At 35.4% G+C, this 14,627-nt stretch carries 21 protein-coding genes; 10 read left to right on the top strand and 11 right to left on the bottom strand.

Annotated features, from left to right (window positions below; all coding sequences use genetic code 11):
* Both F960_RS21365 and F960_RS21360 read left to right on the top strand, forming a co-directional pair.
* Nucleotides 1-497, top strand: a 497-nt coding sequence (locus F960_RS21365) for a MobA/MobL family protein (protein ID WP_040332972.1), incomplete at its 5' end; no start/stop codon positions are given.
* Nucleotides 494-994 (top strand): hypothetical protein, encoded by a 501-nt coding sequence (locus F960_RS21360; protein ID WP_004871919.1) that lies wholly within the window; start codon nucleotides 494-496, stop codon nucleotides 992-994. The genes F960_RS21365 and F960_RS21360, both read left to right, overlap by 4 nt.
* A gap of 115 nt (nucleotides 995-1,109) precedes the next feature.
* Here the strand turns inward: F960_RS21360 and F960_RS22080 are convergent, their stop codons facing one another.
* The 5 genes from F960_RS22080 to F960_RS21340 all read right to left on the bottom strand — a co-directional run bounded on the left by F960_RS22080 (nucleotide 1,110) and on the right by F960_RS21340 (nucleotide 2,801).
* Complete coding sequence (locus tag F960_RS22080; protein ID WP_227541741.1) at nucleotides 1,110-1,220, bottom strand: type II toxin-antitoxin system HicB family antitoxin; 111 nt, start codon at nucleotides 1,218-1,220, stop codon at nucleotides 1,110-1,112.
* A gap of 73 nt (nucleotides 1,221-1,293) precedes the next feature.
* Nucleotides 1,294-1,776 carry a hypothetical protein gene (locus F960_RS21355; RefSeq protein WP_004871917.1) on the bottom strand — a complete coding sequence of 161 codons (483 nt, stop codon included), beginning with the start codon at nucleotides 1,774-1,776 and terminating at the stop codon, nucleotides 1,294-1,296.
* Nucleotides 1,777-1,874: 98 nt separating this feature from the next.
* Entirely contained in the window at nucleotides 1,875-2,165 is a 291-nt protein-coding gene (locus F960_RS21350) for a type II toxin-antitoxin system YafQ family toxin (protein WP_004871914.1), read from the bottom strand.
* Complete coding sequence (locus tag F960_RS21345) at nucleotides 2,152-2,412, bottom strand: type II toxin-antitoxin system RelB/DinJ family antitoxin (protein WP_004871910.1); 261 nt, start codon at nucleotides 2,410-2,412, stop codon at nucleotides 2,152-2,154. Before F960_RS21345 ends, F960_RS21350 begins: the two co-directional genes overlap by 14 nt.
* A gap of 95 nt (nucleotides 2,413-2,507) precedes the next feature.
* Nucleotides 2,508-2,801, bottom strand: coding sequence for an immunity protein CdiI family protein (locus F960_RS21340; RefSeq protein WP_004871907.1), 294 nt, complete (start codon nucleotides 2,799-2,801; stop codon nucleotides 2,508-2,510).
* A gap of 740 nt (nucleotides 2,802-3,541) precedes the next feature.
* On the opposite strand from F960_RS21340, the gene repM (F960_RS21335) reads away from it, so the two are divergent.
* A complete protein-coding gene (gene repM, locus F960_RS21335) occupies nucleotides 3,542-4,480 on the top strand; it encodes a replication initiation protein RepM (protein WP_004871881.1) in 939 nt (312 codons plus the stop codon).
* Between the two features lie 34 nt (nucleotides 4,481-4,514).
* Here the strand turns inward: repM (F960_RS21335) and F960_RS21330 are convergent, their stop codons facing one another.
* Together F960_RS21330 and F960_RS21325 are read right to left on the bottom strand one after the other, a co-directional pair.
* Nucleotides 4,515-4,796: a hypothetical protein gene (locus F960_RS21330; RefSeq protein ID WP_155768238.1), complete on the bottom strand. Its 282-nt coding sequence runs from the start codon at nucleotides 4,794-4,796 to the stop codon at nucleotides 4,515-4,517.
* Nucleotides 4,797-4,843: 47 nt separating this feature from the next.
* Nucleotides 4,844-5,131 (bottom strand): DUF8583 domain-containing protein, encoded by a 288-nt coding sequence (locus F960_RS21325; RefSeq protein WP_020847062.1) that lies wholly within the window; start codon nucleotides 5,129-5,131, stop codon nucleotides 4,844-4,846.
* A 209-nt stretch (nucleotides 5,132-5,340) separates the two neighbouring features.
* Here F960_RS21325 and mobQ point away from each other — a divergent pair, with 209 nt between their 5' ends.
* The 3 genes from mobQ (at nucleotide 5,341) to F960_RS21310 (ending at nucleotide 8,403) form a co-directional block, all read left to right on the top strand.
* A complete protein-coding gene (gene mobQ / locus F960_RS21320) occupies nucleotides 5,341-6,312 on the top strand; it encodes a MobQ family relaxase (RefSeq protein WP_004871904.1) in 972 nt (323 codons plus the stop codon).
* The gene (locus F960_RS21315; protein WP_004871902.1) at nucleotides 6,309-6,806 is read left to right on the top strand and encodes a hypothetical protein; all 498 of its coding nucleotides are present in this window, start codon (nucleotides 6,309-6,311) and stop codon (nucleotides 6,804-6,806) included. The genes mobQ and F960_RS21315 overlap by 4 nt, the downstream gene beginning before the upstream one ends.
* A 220-nt stretch (nucleotides 6,807-7,026) precedes the next feature.
* On the top strand, nucleotides 7,027-8,403 hold the full coding sequence (locus F960_RS21310; protein ID WP_004871898.1) for a DNA cytosine methyltransferase: 1,377 nt from the start codon (nucleotides 7,027-7,029) through the stop codon (nucleotides 8,401-8,403).
* On the opposite strand, the gene F960_RS21305 is transcribed toward F960_RS21310, so the two are convergent.
* Both F960_RS21305 and F960_RS22075 read right to left on the bottom strand, forming a co-directional pair.
* The gene (locus F960_RS21305) at nucleotides 8,396-9,355 is read right to left on the bottom strand and encodes a hypothetical protein (protein ID WP_004871896.1); all 960 of its coding nucleotides are present in this window, start codon (nucleotides 9,353-9,355) and stop codon (nucleotides 8,396-8,398) included. The genes F960_RS21310 and F960_RS21305 overlap by 8 nt on opposite strands.
* Nucleotides 9,336-9,572 carry a helix-turn-helix domain-containing protein gene (locus tag F960_RS22075; RefSeq protein ID WP_081401810.1) on the bottom strand — a complete coding sequence of 79 codons (237 nt, stop codon included), beginning with the start codon at nucleotides 9,570-9,572 and terminating at the stop codon, nucleotides 9,336-9,338. The genes F960_RS21305 and F960_RS22075 overlap by 20 nt, the downstream gene beginning before the upstream one ends.
* Nucleotides 9,573-9,944: 372 nt before the next feature.
* Here F960_RS22075 and F960_RS21300 point away from each other — a divergent pair, with 372 nt between their 5' ends.
* From F960_RS21300 to repM (F960_RS21280), 4 genes are all read left to right on the top strand, one after another.
* Entirely contained in the window at nucleotides 9,945-10,874 is a 930-nt protein-coding gene (locus tag F960_RS21300; protein WP_004871890.1) for a hypothetical protein, read from the top strand.
* Nucleotides 10,875-10,889: 15 nt separating this feature from the next.
* Nucleotides 10,890-11,321 carry a hypothetical protein gene (locus tag F960_RS21295; protein ID WP_004871888.1) on the top strand — a complete coding sequence of 144 codons (432 nt, stop codon included), beginning with the start codon at nucleotides 10,890-10,892 and terminating at the stop codon, nucleotides 11,319-11,321.
* 283 nt (nucleotides 11,322-11,604) lie between these two features.
* A complete protein-coding gene (locus F960_RS21285) occupies nucleotides 11,605-12,015 on the top strand; it encodes a hypothetical protein (protein ID WP_004871884.1) in 411 nt (136 codons plus the stop codon).
* Nucleotides 12,016-12,745: 730 nt separating this feature from the next.
* Nucleotides 12,746-13,684 (top strand): replication initiation protein RepM, encoded by a 939-nt coding sequence (gene repM / locus F960_RS21280; protein WP_004871881.1) that lies wholly within the window; start codon nucleotides 12,746-12,748, stop codon nucleotides 13,682-13,684.
* Between the two features lie 34 nt (nucleotides 13,685-13,718).
* Here the strand turns inward: repM (F960_RS21280) and F960_RS21275 are convergent, their stop codons facing one another.
* Nucleotides 13,719-14,000, bottom strand: a complete 282-nt coding sequence (locus F960_RS21275) for a hypothetical protein (protein ID WP_155768238.1) — start codon at nucleotides 13,998-14,000, stop codon at nucleotides 13,719-13,721.
* A 47-nt stretch (nucleotides 14,001-14,047) separates the two neighbouring features.
* On the bottom strand, nucleotides 14,048-14,335 hold the full coding sequence (locus F960_RS21270; RefSeq protein ID WP_020847062.1) for a DUF8583 domain-containing protein: 288 nt from the start codon (nucleotides 14,333-14,335) through the stop codon (nucleotides 14,048-14,050).
* Between the last annotated feature and the right edge of the window lie 292 nt (nucleotides 14,336-14,627).

The raw sequence follows: 14,627 nt of genomic DNA, 5'->3' as shown, positions 1-14,627 counted from the left end.
ATATTGAACTCAGCAACGCCAAACGAAAAAGCCTTGGTATGGGGACAACCCAAGAAGACATTAAGCAAATTAGAGAAACATGGGCAGACTTAGCCAATAAAGCATTGGAACATGCAGGCTGCCGAGAAAAAATAGACCACCGCAGCTATGCCGATCAAAACAACGGACTACAAGCCACAATTCACGAAGGCACCAAAGTCACCCAATTACGCAGACAAGGCATAGACACTGAAATCAGCCGTTTTAATGACAATGTGAAACAGCGAAATACCCAACAGCTCCACCAAGAAAAACAGCAGAAAGAGAGCGTTTTACAGCGCGGTTTAAGCCGTGTCGATCAAAGTTTTGATCAATGGCAGAAGAATCAAGAAACCAAACGTCTAGAACTGGAATACCAAGCGGAAATGAAGCGACAGCAAGAATTAGAGAAACAACGAGCCGAGCAAGCACTCCGTAAGGCATCTCAAAAATTAGGTAGAGGCGGAATGTCGTTATGAGCAACCAAAATGATTTAGATGACCAGTTATATATTTTACTGGCATCCATGAAGGAATACAGAGAAGCGATAGCAGACGATAACAAGCGATTAGAGCAGTTTTACAACCATGTCGCTAGAGGAGTGCTAGACAAGGCTGAAAAATCGCTAGAAAACGCAAATAAGAAGCATACAGGTGCATTAAACAACAGTATTCAGGCATTAAACGAAGCTACAAACAGGCTCAACTTAAAACTTATCATCATTTTTGCCAGTACATTTGTCACTGTGATGATGGTGTTTATATTGGCAATATTCTTATACGTGCCAAGCAAAGATGAAATTGATGAACGTAGAGCTGATATTGCTGTACTTAAAAAATATCCGCTACAAATCAGAGAAAGTGATGGTGAAACGCTGGTCAGAATTATGACTAAAAAGCCGTGTTACTCATTTGAGCCAAATAATGTCAAAAATAAAACTTATGACTGGTGTCGGATCGACCCTAAAAAATACTAGATGATCGGTACTTTGCTTGGTTTTTCTTATTATTAATCAGATTACAGCAAGCGCAAAGTTGCCCGACTTTGAAATATGGCTTTAGCCATATTTCAAAGCATCGAGCAAAGATAGGTTAAACGCCTAAACGCATTAGTTTTTCTTGAATTGCATCACTTACAAAGGAATTAAGGGAATTACTTGATGCTAAAACTGCTTTACGGTGCATTTCAGGGCTAATACGCACATTAAACGTGCCTTATCAAGGCTTTTTTGGAATTTCGTATAATAATGCCCATTATGTTAAATGGGGGATTTAATTAATTTGAGTTTGCAAAATTGCTAAATTTTTTCTTAATTCTTCTCATGTCTTGAAGTGTATAACCATAATTTACAAAACATCCTTGTAGTATCTGGGGGTCACTTATTGGACTATCTAAAACAGTAAAAAATTCATTAATAATATTTACAGTAGATAAGTTGGCTTCTTTTTTACCTGTATGAGGACTAACTGTTATTAACTGATTTTTATTAAAATAATCAGCCGTAATTAAATTAGGGAAATTTTTAAGTTGAGGATTTAGTCTTCTGAAATCAGCATTATAAAGAGGAATACAACTTTCTATTATTTGTGGTAAAGCTGTATCTGTTAAGAACGTATTTAAGTTGGATTCTATATTTCTAGTAGGTTTTGCATTCTTAATATTTGAGGGATTTACTGGAAAACCATGAAACATCCATAGTACACCATATAAAATTAGTATTACTAAAGTTACCGAAAAGATGATTCCTAATACCTTCACTTTTAAGTCTTCCTAAAATTAACATAATACACCTTATACGAAATCAAAAATGGGGGCTTTAAACTCCCATTTTTACTATATTTTTCAAATTTTATCGTCTAAATTGCTAGTTCGCTATGGCTTCCTAATCGAACTAATTTCAAAATTAGTAGTTCACCTTCTTCTGTTTTCTTATAGATTAAAACAAGATCAGGCTTGATATGACAATCTCTATGACCTATCCAGTTACTGACTAAAGCATGGTCACGATACTTTTCAGGCAAAGGTTCATCGGCTTGTAATAACTCTAAAACAGTTTGTAGTTCAACATCGACTGTATTTCGATGCTGACCTTTTTTCTCACGTTTATAGTCTTTCTTGAATGCTGATGTGTACTTAATCGTCCGCATTTAGATCAGCCATCAAGTCTTTTACAGAAGTGAAGCTCTTTGCTTTACTTAGATCTTCTTCCATTGCAGCAATGGTTTCAGCATTAGGTTGCCAAATATCAAAAGGTAAAGCCTTTTCTTTAGCTACTTTGGTCAATAATAAACGGACTGCATCTGAGACGGTTAAGCCCATTGTTGCCAGAACTTCCGTTGCTTCGTGCTTAATGTTTTCATTAATGCGAGTAGTCACTAGTGCATTTGAAGCCATGTTAAGCTCCTGTGATTAACATTGTTAATCACACTATATTCCTAGATGACAAAAAATTCAATTCGCATAAGCGCCATTATGTTAAATGCATGATTTTAAAGCTGATAAAATACTTCGTAATCTTTGCCTAATTCCATCTGTAATGCTTTTTGTATTTCATACCCTATTTCTATAAATTTTTTTTCATCTCTTGCTGTCTCAAATTTTGAATCAGGAGGGTAATCATCTACATAGGTGGATTGATATTGCTTATCCCAATCTTCAATTTTTTGTTTTAATTCAGTGGAAATTATTAATTCATGATGATTTATGGGAAGAAGAAAATTGTCTTCTTGCATCCAAATGGGATAACACATAAATTCTGGTGATAACTTAACGTATTTTTTCATCTTCTCATTAGAAATTCTAAAATTAACATAATACGCCTTATGCGAAATGCTTTTTAAATTGTGTTATAATTCAATGTTATAACACCTAGTTTATAGCTCATTCACCCTCGAATGGGCTTTTTTTATGATTTTTCACGTTCCACGCCTATTATTTAAGTAATGTTTCACAACTTTGATTAGCTCCAGTAAATAATTAAAACCTAGATAATAAGAACCGAGCGAGTGTCTACGAGCGATTGAGCATCATCAAAATTTCGCCCTCGCCTTTTCTCTGATTACAAGCTCCCTTTCGATTTTAAATGGTAGGTACAGAGCATCCCGAATGGGTGCGAACTTTGGAGCTTTTGCTTTTCAAAAAGTATGAGCGAAGCGAATACATTACAAATGCTTTTGCTTTTAGATTTCACAAACAGGATTAACTAAAAACTGCCCCACGAAGCGAGGAACGAGCTTCAATAGAGTACGAGCTTTAGCGAGTACATAGGGCAGTTTTCCACAAGTTTTTATATTTTTTATTTTTAAATATATTTTTAAATATTTTTAAGTTGCTTGAAACGCTTGTACAGCAAGGCTTTCACAGCTAATAAGTACACCAATTCCGACATATAAGTACACTAATTCCGATATTTTAGCCCTAATAAGTACACCAATTCCGACATATAAGTACACTAATTCCGATGATATTGACACCTACATTACAAAGGTGTACAAATACACTTGAATTATAAAAGTGTACAACAATGAAAAATGACTTAGTTGTAAAAGATAATGCGTTGATTAATGCTAGTTATAGTCTTGGTCTTGTCGAACAGCGATTGATTTTATTAGCTATCGTTATTATTCGGGAACATACTCATAACATGCACCTTGACTATATTGCATTCAATAAACCAATTGAGATTACAGCAGAAAGTTATATTAATACGTTTGGTGTAAGCCATAGCACAGCATACGAAACACTAAAGGATGCCTGTAAGTCTTTATTCTCAAGACAGTTTAGCTATCAAGAACCTAGAGAAAAAGGTATTGCTCATAAAACGACTCGCTGGGTGTCTGATATTGCTTATATTGATAATTCTGCAACTATAGAATTTACTTTTGCTCCAGCGGTCTTACCCCTAATCACTTATCTTGAACAACACCTTACAAGCTACGAATTAAAACAAGTTGCCAATCTAACAAGTGGTTATGCTATTCGCCTATACGAACTTTTAATTGCGTGGCGTAGTACTGGGAAGACACCAATTATTGATTTAAATGAATTTCGTTTAAAACTTGGAGTTGGAGATGAAAAATATCAAAGAATGGGGCAATTTAAAGAAAAAGTTTTACATATTGCTATTGAGCAACTTAACAAACATACAGACATTACCGTAACTTATGAGCAACATAAGCAGGGGCGTACAATTACAGGGTTTTCATTCAAGTTTAAGCAAAAAGTACAACCTAAAATTGAAACTAAACGAGATGCCAATACCCCTGATTTTTTCATCAAAATGACCGATTCCCAACGTCATTTATTTGCAAACAAACTGTCTGAAATGCCTGAAATGGGGGCATATTCTCAAGGTACAGAAAGCTATCAGCAGTTTGCTATTCGTATTGCAGACATGCTTTTAGAGCCTGAAAAATTCAGAGAGTTATACCCTTGCTTAAAAAAGGCAGGATTTGGTAATTAAAAAAAAGGAGCTTCAGCTCCTTTTTTTTTTAATTTTATTCTTTGGCTGGCTGTCCTATCGCATCTAACTGATTAATCAGTTCCGCATTTACTTCTTCGCCCGACTTATTGGCAGTATCTTTACTTTCAAATCGTGATGAATCTTGGAGTTCTTTTTTCATACGTTCACGGTCTTCGTCTGTAATTTCTTGCGGAGCAGGTACTTGTTGCGCTTCTTGGCGTACTTCTTCCACAATCTCAGGAGACGATGCTTGCACTCTTACATGTTCTGGTTCTTCTTTATTTTTGCTGCATGCAGTAAGGGTAATAACTGACATTGTTAATAAAGACATTAAAATTTTATATTTCATAAAGAATATCCAGCTTAATTGTTATTCATCGAAGGTAAATCAAAAAGTATTCTATCCCGATCCTCTATTAAATAATCATTAAGTTCAGCGAGTATTTTTTCTTTGTTGGCTTCATTGGATTGCATTTTTTTAATCAAGTAAGAACCAAGTAAGATTTTACGCCGAGTATCATCCTTGCGTTCTTGCTCTTTCTGCTTTGTTCTTTCTCTTGCTTCAATAGCCTGTTTCTGAGCTTTTAACTGTTTCAGCTTCTCCAACTGGGCTTCGATTTTCTTTTCAATATTTTCAGTTGATTTTGTCATAACGTCCAATTTCGGGATATAGAAAACCACTCAAGCATAAGGCTCTATGAACTAGAGTTCAAGCGAGCTATATGCTATCGTGTTTTTCATGAAATGCGCACTTACGACTTGGATGAAATCCAAGTCAAAGTTTGCGTAAGGGGATACCCCTTAACCCCAAAAAACTGCTACGCAATTTTTTAAAAGCAAAAGCATCTCAAGGCGACTGCATGGCAATCTATCATTGTTCAACTAAAATAGTTAACCGAAGTTCAGGACGAACTGCGGTTGCATCAAGTGCCTATCGTGCAGGTGAAAAACTAAAAGATGAACGCACAGGGCTGACCCATGACTTTACGAGAAAAGACGGTGTCGCCCATTCTGAAATTATCTCTAATTTAGATATTGAAATTGACCGTGGCGAACTTTGGAACTTGGCAGAAAAAACCGAGAACCGCAAAGATGCCCGAACCGCTAGAGAATGGGTGATTGCCCTACCTGATGAATTAGACGCTGATCAACGTAAGGACTTGGCAAAAGACTTTGCCAGGTCCTTAGTTGATCGCTATGACGTAATCGCAGATTTAGCCATCCATGAACCGAGTAAAGGCGGTAATGATAAAAACCATCACGCCCATATCATGCTCACAACCCGAAAAGCCGAATTGGACGCAGACAATAAACTTACTCTGACCACCAAAACCAATATTGAACTCAGCAACGCCAAACGAAAAAGCCTTGGTATGGGGACAACCCAAGAAGACATTAAGCAAATTCGAGAAACATGGGCAGACTTAGCCAATAAAGCATTGGAACGTGCAGGCTATCGAGAAAAAATAGACCATCGTAGCTATGCCGATCAGAACAACGGACTACAAGCCACCATCCATGAAGGCACCAAAGTCACTCAATTACGCAGACAAGGCATAGACACTGAAATCAGCCGTTTTAATGACAACGTCAAACAGCAAAATAGCCAACAGTTTCACCAACAGAAACAGCAAAAAGAGAGCGTTTTACAGCGTGGTTTAAGCCGTGTCGATCAAGGTTTTGATCAATGGCAGAAGAACCAAGAAACCAAACGTCTAGAACTGGAACGCCAAGCGGAAATGAAGCGACAGCAAGAATTAGATAAACAACGAGCCGAGCAAGCACTCCGCAAGGCATCTCAAAAACTAAGTAGAGGCGGAATGTCGTTATGAGCAACCAAAATGATTTAGATGACCAATTATATATTTTACTGGCATCCATGAAGGAATATCGAGAAGCCATAGCAGACGATAACAAGCGATTAGAGCAGTTTTACAACCAAGTTGCTAGTGGAGTGCTAGACAAGGCTGAAAAATCGCTAGAAAACGCAAATAAGAAGCATACAGGTGCATTAAACAACAGTATTCAGGCATTAAACGAAGCTACAAACAGGCTCAACTTAAAACTTATCATTATTTTTGCTAGCACGTTTGTTGCTGTGATGATGGTATTCATTTTGGCTATCTTCTTATACATACCAAGCAAAGACGAAATTGATGAACGTAGAGCAGATATGGCTGTACTAAAAAAATATCCGCTACAAATTCGAGAAAGTGATGGTGAAACATTGGTGAGAATCATGAGGAAAAATTGCTACTCGTTTGAACCGAGTAGTGTTAAAGAAAAAACGTATGACTGGTGTCAGATCGACCCTAAAAAATACTAGTTGATCGGTACTTTGCTTGGTTTTTCTTATTACTGATCAGATTACAGCAAGCGCAAAGTTGCCCGACTTTGAAACATGGCTAAAGCTATATTTCAAAGCATCGAGCTGAAATTTCGCATAAGAGATTTTATGTTAAACGACAAGTAAAGACGTCTGCATTTTTATATACATATTTAAAAGTATATAATTCAGAAAATTAAACGTTGTTTAGAGTATTTTTATGTTGGATAGCAATTTTTCAGGTCAAGAGTTGCGATTGTTTAGGGAAAGTCAGAAAGTTTCTCAAGCGAAATTAGCGAAAGAGACTTCAATTGTACAAGCGAAAATCTCTTCTTTTGAATTAGATAAAGGTGTTTTATCCGATGAAGATAAAGCCAAGATTTTTCAATTTTTTTCTAACTCTAGCAAGGTGGAAAAAGTTGTTAAAGCTAAGAAAAAAATTACAAAACAAAGCAATTTTTCTATTAGTTCATTAGATGTTGATGAGCGGAAAAAAAAGTATGCGTTATCTCCTAAAAATAAAAAATATGTTCAGGATCTAGATACTTTATATGACCGTCATTTGAACTCTAATAAAGACTTTAAGGCTATTAGCCTTTTCTCAGGATGTGGCGGATTATGTTTAGGTTTTTCTGCAGCTGGTGTACGTATAGCTGGATTTATTGAAAAAGATAAAGATATTAGTCAAATATATAGAGATAATTTTAGTTCGACTCCTCAATTAGCAAACGATATAACATCTTTATCGCATAAAGATATTGAGGAATATAAAGAATCTATTGGTGATGTCGATATAGTAATTGGAGGGCCACCATGTCAAGGCTTTAGCTTATCCGGTAAAAGAGATAAATCTGATGCCAGAAATAAGTTATTTGAAAATTACCTTGATATTGTTTCTGTTTTTAAGCCCAAGATAGCATTATTAGAAAATGTACAGTTATTGACTTCCATGAAAGATGAAAGTGGTAAGTACATAAAAGATCTAATAATTAATAAATTTCAAGATCTTGGATATAAAATTACATATTTTGAAGTAAATACTAAGGATTATGGTGTCCCACAGAGCCGTGCTCGTGTTTTCTTTTTAGCAATTAAAAATGATATTGCATTAGATTTAGGTTTTCCAACAATAGAAAAGGAAAATTTAACATTTGGAGATGCTTGTTCTGATTTAGAATATTTGGAGTCAGGAGAATCCTCAAATGTTGATGAATTACACTTTGCGGTTAATCATCCACCCCATGTATTAGAGTGGTTGTGGAATGTGCCTGAAGGAAGTAGTGCTCACGATAATGAAGATGAATCATTGAGACCACCATCAGGCTATAACACTACCTATAAACGCCAAGTATGGAATGAAGAAGGATCAACAGTCCAAACTACATTTGGAATGATATCTGGATGTAGAAATGTACATCCAGTAGCAACAAGGTCGTTGACAGTTAGGGAAGCAGCTCGTATTCAATCTTTCCCTGATAGATTCATTTTCAATGGTAAAGTTGGGACAATTAGAACTGCAATTGGCAATGCAGTTCCTCCTTTATTGGCTTATAAAATTGCTAGTTATTTAGTTGATGAACTAAAAAAAACTAAATGACATAGAAGTAGCCAGATTTTAGATTAAATTGCAATTGTGTAGGGTGCTGTTTGTTCCCTGCACGTTGCATCTGGAAAATTCCAAATCTTGGGGCTAAGTGAACTACCCCATCTGGATCCCTGAAAGATCCTTTATTAATTCTGTATGGTTCAGTAGAAAATAAATTGTAGGATCTACTTTTTTGAATTAATTCATCTATTGTGTAAATAGCTACTTCAGGAATAGTGGTAGTAAGTTTAGTTTTATGCAATATAAATGTCGGGGCAAAAGGATCATTGCTATAAGCTTTTTGAAGCAATATTCTAGATATTTCATCTTGGTAAGTTGAGAAAGTATTTTCCCATTCTTGTCGACCAGCTGTATTAATTTCTTCCCAAAAATATCGTCTATGATCAACTACTCGCCCCTGTGTAGCATTGTTATCAATGGGATTAAAACCAGCATCTCCACAAAACTGTTTTAGGGCCGTTTCAGCTACTTGAGATACATTGATTTGGTTGTTTCTTAGTAAATTAGAAAAACCAGTTGCTGTAGTAAAATAAACTTGAGCATTAGTCGGAGTTTTATTATTGCATTGTTTAACAGAAACACCGATATCGTGCATGTAATTAATTTTTATCAATATGTCACTTTTACATTTTTTTATATTTTGACCATTAAACATTACTCCTTGGCTCTTGGATGAAGTTGCTAAACCTCCAGTTGCTACTGAGAATAAATGAGTAATTTTCTGAATATTTAACTTTTGAGCAATATATAAAATTAAGGTAAGTGCTTCATTGGATGTCTGAAAAACATTACCACTAGTCGGGAGCGTATTTATATTTAGTGGTACTGGCAATTGATTAATAGCATTAGCTAGATCTTCTTCGTAGCTATGACCTGTATTTCTACCTTGAGTACCTGCTAAAATTTGTAGTGCGTGTTGAGCGTTAATCGGAACTAGAGCCACTGTTTTCAATATCCTTTGTTAGTATGGATACCGAAATCTCTAATCCTGCTGCTACTTTCATGAGTGTAAGGAGAGAAGGATTTCTTTTCCCTCTCTCTAATAGACTAATATATGTACGGTCTAAAGATGTCCTTTCAGCAAGTTCTTCTTGGGATAAGCCTAATGAGTTTCGCTGATTTTTAACCTTTAATCCTAAAAAAATTAATGATTTCGGCATAAGGACATTATTTAGGGTGCAGACAATATATCTACGGACAAAAGTAAACATTAAATGATAAATATTATTGTTTATAAATATTAAGTTAAGTTTTCCTTAAATTAACATAATACACGTTATACGAAGTTAAAAAATCGAGTCTAAAAACTTAATTTTTATGTATTTTTTTTAAATTAAAACCTAGGCCAGTGCCTAGGTTTTTTCATTTCGTATAACAGCCATTATGTTAAATGGATCAATTATTTGAGAGGAAAATAAAATATTTTTAGTGCATTTTGAGCGACATTTAAAGTCGTTAATAGGATGTTAAAAACAAAGAAACCATATAATATTTGATACAAATATATACTTGATAAGAGAAAGAGAAAAAATATGCCATTACCAATCGTTTTGTGGGGAGCTGCTGCAGCTTTAGGAGCAACAGGTGTTTTTAAAGGGGCTAAAGCTGTAGGTGATATGAAAGAGGCTAAAGCAATTGGAGAAAATGCACAGTCTACTTATGATGAAGCCCTTGAGCATTTAGAACATCAAAAGGAAGAAACTAATACCAAATTAGAAAAACTAGGTCGCCTTAAGCTAAGTATATTTACACATCAAATTAAACATACTGTAGATGTGATAAAAAAGTCTAAAAATGCGGGTGGTAAGTTAGAAAACTTTGAATCCTCTATTTCTATTGAAGAAATTAAGGCGATGGAAGCTATGGTTCTTAACTCCTTAAAATTAGAATCAGGCTTACTGTCTGGAACGGCTGGAGGAGCACTAGCTGGGTTTGGTGCATATAGTAGTGTTGGTTTATTGGCTTCAGCATCTACAGGAACTGCAATTTCAAGCCTTTCAGGAGTAGCTGCGACTAATGCAACACTAGCTTGGTTAGGCGGTGGTTCTATTGCAAGTGGTGGCTTTGGAATGGCGGGAGGTATGCTAGCCCTTGGTGGGATTGTGGCTGGTCCTGCTTTAGCTATTGGTGGGTTTATGCTTGCGAGCAAGGCTGAAGAAGCATTAACAAAAGCTATTAAATATGCAGCTCAGGTTGATAAAGCAGTTTCAGAAATAAATATGATTGAAACTGTTTTAGATGGTATTCAGAAAAATGCTGATGAAGTTATTTATACTTTAAACCAATTGGTTCATAGATTTGAATCTATGAAAGTTGATGATGATTCAAATCCACAAGCGTTCAAACAAATGATTGCAAATACTAAAATCTTAAAAGATTTGTTGGATTGCAAAATCATAGATGATGAAGGAACTCCTATTAAAAATATTAAGCATACTTGCCAAGGATTTTTAACAATTTAAGAAAGGGTTCATATCATGGCTAAGCAAGAGCTTATAAAAGCTACTAAAAAGCTAAAAAATGTCACTGTTATTCCAAAACCATCACCAGACATGGCTTTTCAGGCATTTAAAATGCTTGCAGATGCGCATCATGAATATAGGATGACTGTGCAGGCTGAAACAACAAAACGTGAAGCAATACATGCTTGGCGAGATGTTAATGTTGGAAAAATTGAACAGCAAACAGAGTTTCTAAAAGCCTATTTATCTGAAACCTTCAAGGAAAGACGTCATTCAATTGATGAGATGTTTGAACGTTTAGATAAAGGTATTGAGGCTGGGAATATGGATTTAGTTAATCTAGCAATGGAAAGTATAACTACTATTGTTAAATCCTCTCCTTTAAAAGAAGCTGAAAAGATTATTCAGGCATTAAATGATCCAAATATAGAGAAAATTGAGTTTTAAATGCAGACACCATTTCCTTGTACTCAATGTGGTTGTTGTTGTAAGCAGGTATTCCGGTCTGAATTAACAGCATATTTAGATAGAGGTGATGGAAGCTGTAAATATTTATCTAGTGATAATATATGCTCAATTTATGAAGATCGACCCGATATTTGTCGGGTTGACCTTCAGTACAAGTTGTTTTTTTCATCAAAAATGACTTGGGATAAATTTATTGAAATTAATGTAGATGCTTGTGTATTTCTACAGAATGAAGTTAATAGTTAACAGTAGGATTTCTAAAATGTCAGATCAAGAATTTGAACAAGCTAAAGCTGAAGTTAAAGCAAGAGCAAAAGAAGTACATGATGCAGCCCGTATTATTGCCGCGGATGGGAAAACAATTAATAAGTATTGGCTTGAGGATGTTGGAGATACTACAAAAAATTGGGAAAAATGTACGATTAAATTCAGAGCTAAAGATAATGGGCGAAACTACATGGAGTGGGTTGATATAAAATTAGATGATGGCACTCTTATTTTGAGTACCCACTATCATACAAATGATGGGTTCGATGTATATACTTTCCGTAATGGGGCGTGGGTTGATCGGTTCATCAATTATTCTAAAGTAGATGTCATTGCTGAACTTGAAAGACAAAAGCAAGAAGAGTTACAACAACGATTGAAACCATTTTCAGCAATTGATTTTTAATTATTCCTAAAATTAACATAATACACGTTATGCGAAATGTGTTATAATTCTCTTTAGAAATCAGTGCAGTAGGTTTCCATTTTTAGCCCATCTATACCTAGATGGGCTTTTTTTATGATTTTTCACGTTCCACGCCTATTATTTAAGCAATGTTTCACAACTTTGGTTAGCTCCAGTAAATAATTAAAACCTAGATAATAAGAACCGAGCGAGTGTCTACGAGCGATTGAGCATCATCAAAATTTTGCCCTCGCCTTTTCTCTGATTACAAGCTCCCTTTCGATTTTAAACGGTAGGTACAGAGCATCCCGAATGGGTGCGAACTTTGAAGCTTTTGCTTTTCAAAAAGTATGAGCGAAGCGAATACATTACCAATGCTTTTGCTTTCAGATTTCACAAACAGGATTAACTAAAAACTGCCCCACGAAGCGAGGAACGAGCTTCAATAGAGTACGAGCTTTAGCGAGTACATAGGGCAGTTTTCCACAAGTTTTTATATTTTTTATTTTTAAATATATTTTTAAATATTTTTAAGTTGCTTGAAACGCTTGTACAGCAAGGCTTTCACAGCTAATAAGTACACCAATTCCGACATATAAGTACACTAATTCCGATATTTTAGCCCTAATAAGTACACCAATTCCGACATATAAGTACACTAATTCCGATGATATTGACACCTACATTACAAAGGTGTACAAATACACTTGAATTATAAAAGTGTACAACAATGAAAAATGACTTAGTTGTAAAAGATAATGCGTTGATTAATGCTAGTTATAGTCTTGGTCTTGTCGAACAGCGATTGATTTTATTAGCTATCGTTATTATTCGGGAACATACTCATAACATGCACCTTGACTATATTGCATTCAATAAACCAATTGAGATTACAGCAGAAAGTTATATTAATACGTTTGGTGTAAGCCATAGCACAGCATACGAAACACTAAAGGATGCCTGTAAGTCTTTATTCTCAAGACAGTTTAGCTATCAAGAACCTAGAGAAAAAGGTATTGCTCATAAAACGACTCGCTGGGTGTCTGATATTGCTTATATTGATAATTCTGCAACTATAGAATTTACTTTTGCTCCAGCGGTCTTACCCCTAATCACTTATCTTGAACAACACCTTACAAGCTACGAATTAAAACAAGTTGCCAATCTAACAAGTGGTTATGCTATTCGCCTATACGAACTTTTAATTGCGTGGCGTAGTACTGGGAAGACACCAATTATTGATTTAAATGAATTTCGTTTAAAACTTGGAGTTGGAGATGAAAAATATCAAAGAATGGGGCAATTTAAAGAAAAAGTTTTACATATTGCTATTGAGCAACTTAACAAACATACAGACATTACCGTAACTTATGAGCAACATAAGCAGGGGCGTACAATTACAGGGTTTTCATTCAAGTTTAAGCAAAAAGTACAACCTAAAATTGAAACTAAACGAGATGCCAATACCCCTGATTTTTTCATCAAAATGACCGATTCCCAACGTCATTTATTTGCAAACAAACTGTCTGAAATGCCTGAAATGGGGGCATATTCTCAAGGTACAGAAAGCTATCAGCAGTTTGCTATTCGTATTGCAGACATGCTTTTAGAGCCTGAAAAATTCAGAGAGTTATACCCTTGCTTAAAAAAGGCAGGATTTGGTAATTAAAAAAAAGGAGCTTCAGCTCCTTTTTTTTTTAATTTTATTCTTTGGCTGGCTGTCCTATCGCATCTAACTGATTAATCAGTTCCGCATTTACTTCTTCGCCCGACTTATTGGCAGTATCTTTACTTTCAAATCGTGATGAATCTTGGAGTTCTTTTTTCATACGTTCACGGTCTTCGTCTGTAATTTCTTGCGGAGCAGGTACTTGTTGCGCTTCTTGGCGTACTTCTTCCACAATCTCAGGAGACGATGCTTGCACTCTTACATGTTCTGGTTCTTCTTTATTTTTGCTGCATGCAGTAAGGGTAATAACTGACATTGTTAATAAAGACATTAAAATTTTATATTTCATAAAGAATATCCAGCTTAATTGTTATTCATCGAAGGTAAATCAAAAAGTATTCTATCCCGATCCTCTATTAAATAATCATTAAGTTCAGCGAGTATTTTTTCTTTGTTGGCTTCATTGGATTGCATTTTTTTAATCAAGTAAGAACCAAGTAAGATTTTACGCCGAGTATCATCCTTGCGTTCTTGCTCTTTCTGCTTTGTTCTTTCTCTTGCTTCAATAGCCTGTTTCTGAGCTTTTAACTGTTTCAGCTTCTCCAACTGGGCTTCGATTTTCTTTTCAATATTTTCAGTTGATTTTGTCATAACGTCCAATTTCGGGATATAGAAAACCACTCAAGCATAAGGCTCTATGAACTAGAGTTCAAGCGAGCTATATGCTATCGTGTTTTTCATGAAATGCGCACTTACGACTTGGATGAAATCCAAGTCAAAGTTTGCGTAAGGGGATACCCCTTAACCCCAAAAAACTGCTACGCAATTTTTTAAAAGCAAAAGCATCTCAAGGCGACTGCATGGCAATCTATCATTGTTCAACTAAAATAGTTAACCGAAGTTCAGGACGAACTGCGGTTGCATCAAGTGCCTATCGTGCAGG

The organism is Acinetobacter gerneri DSM 14967 = CIP 107464 = MTCC 9824 (genome assembly GCF_000368565.1).
Classification (GTDB): domain Bacteria; phylum Pseudomonadota; class Gammaproteobacteria; order Pseudomonadales; family Moraxellaceae; genus Acinetobacter; species Acinetobacter gerneri.
This window is presented reverse-complemented; position numbering and strand designations above follow the sequence as displayed.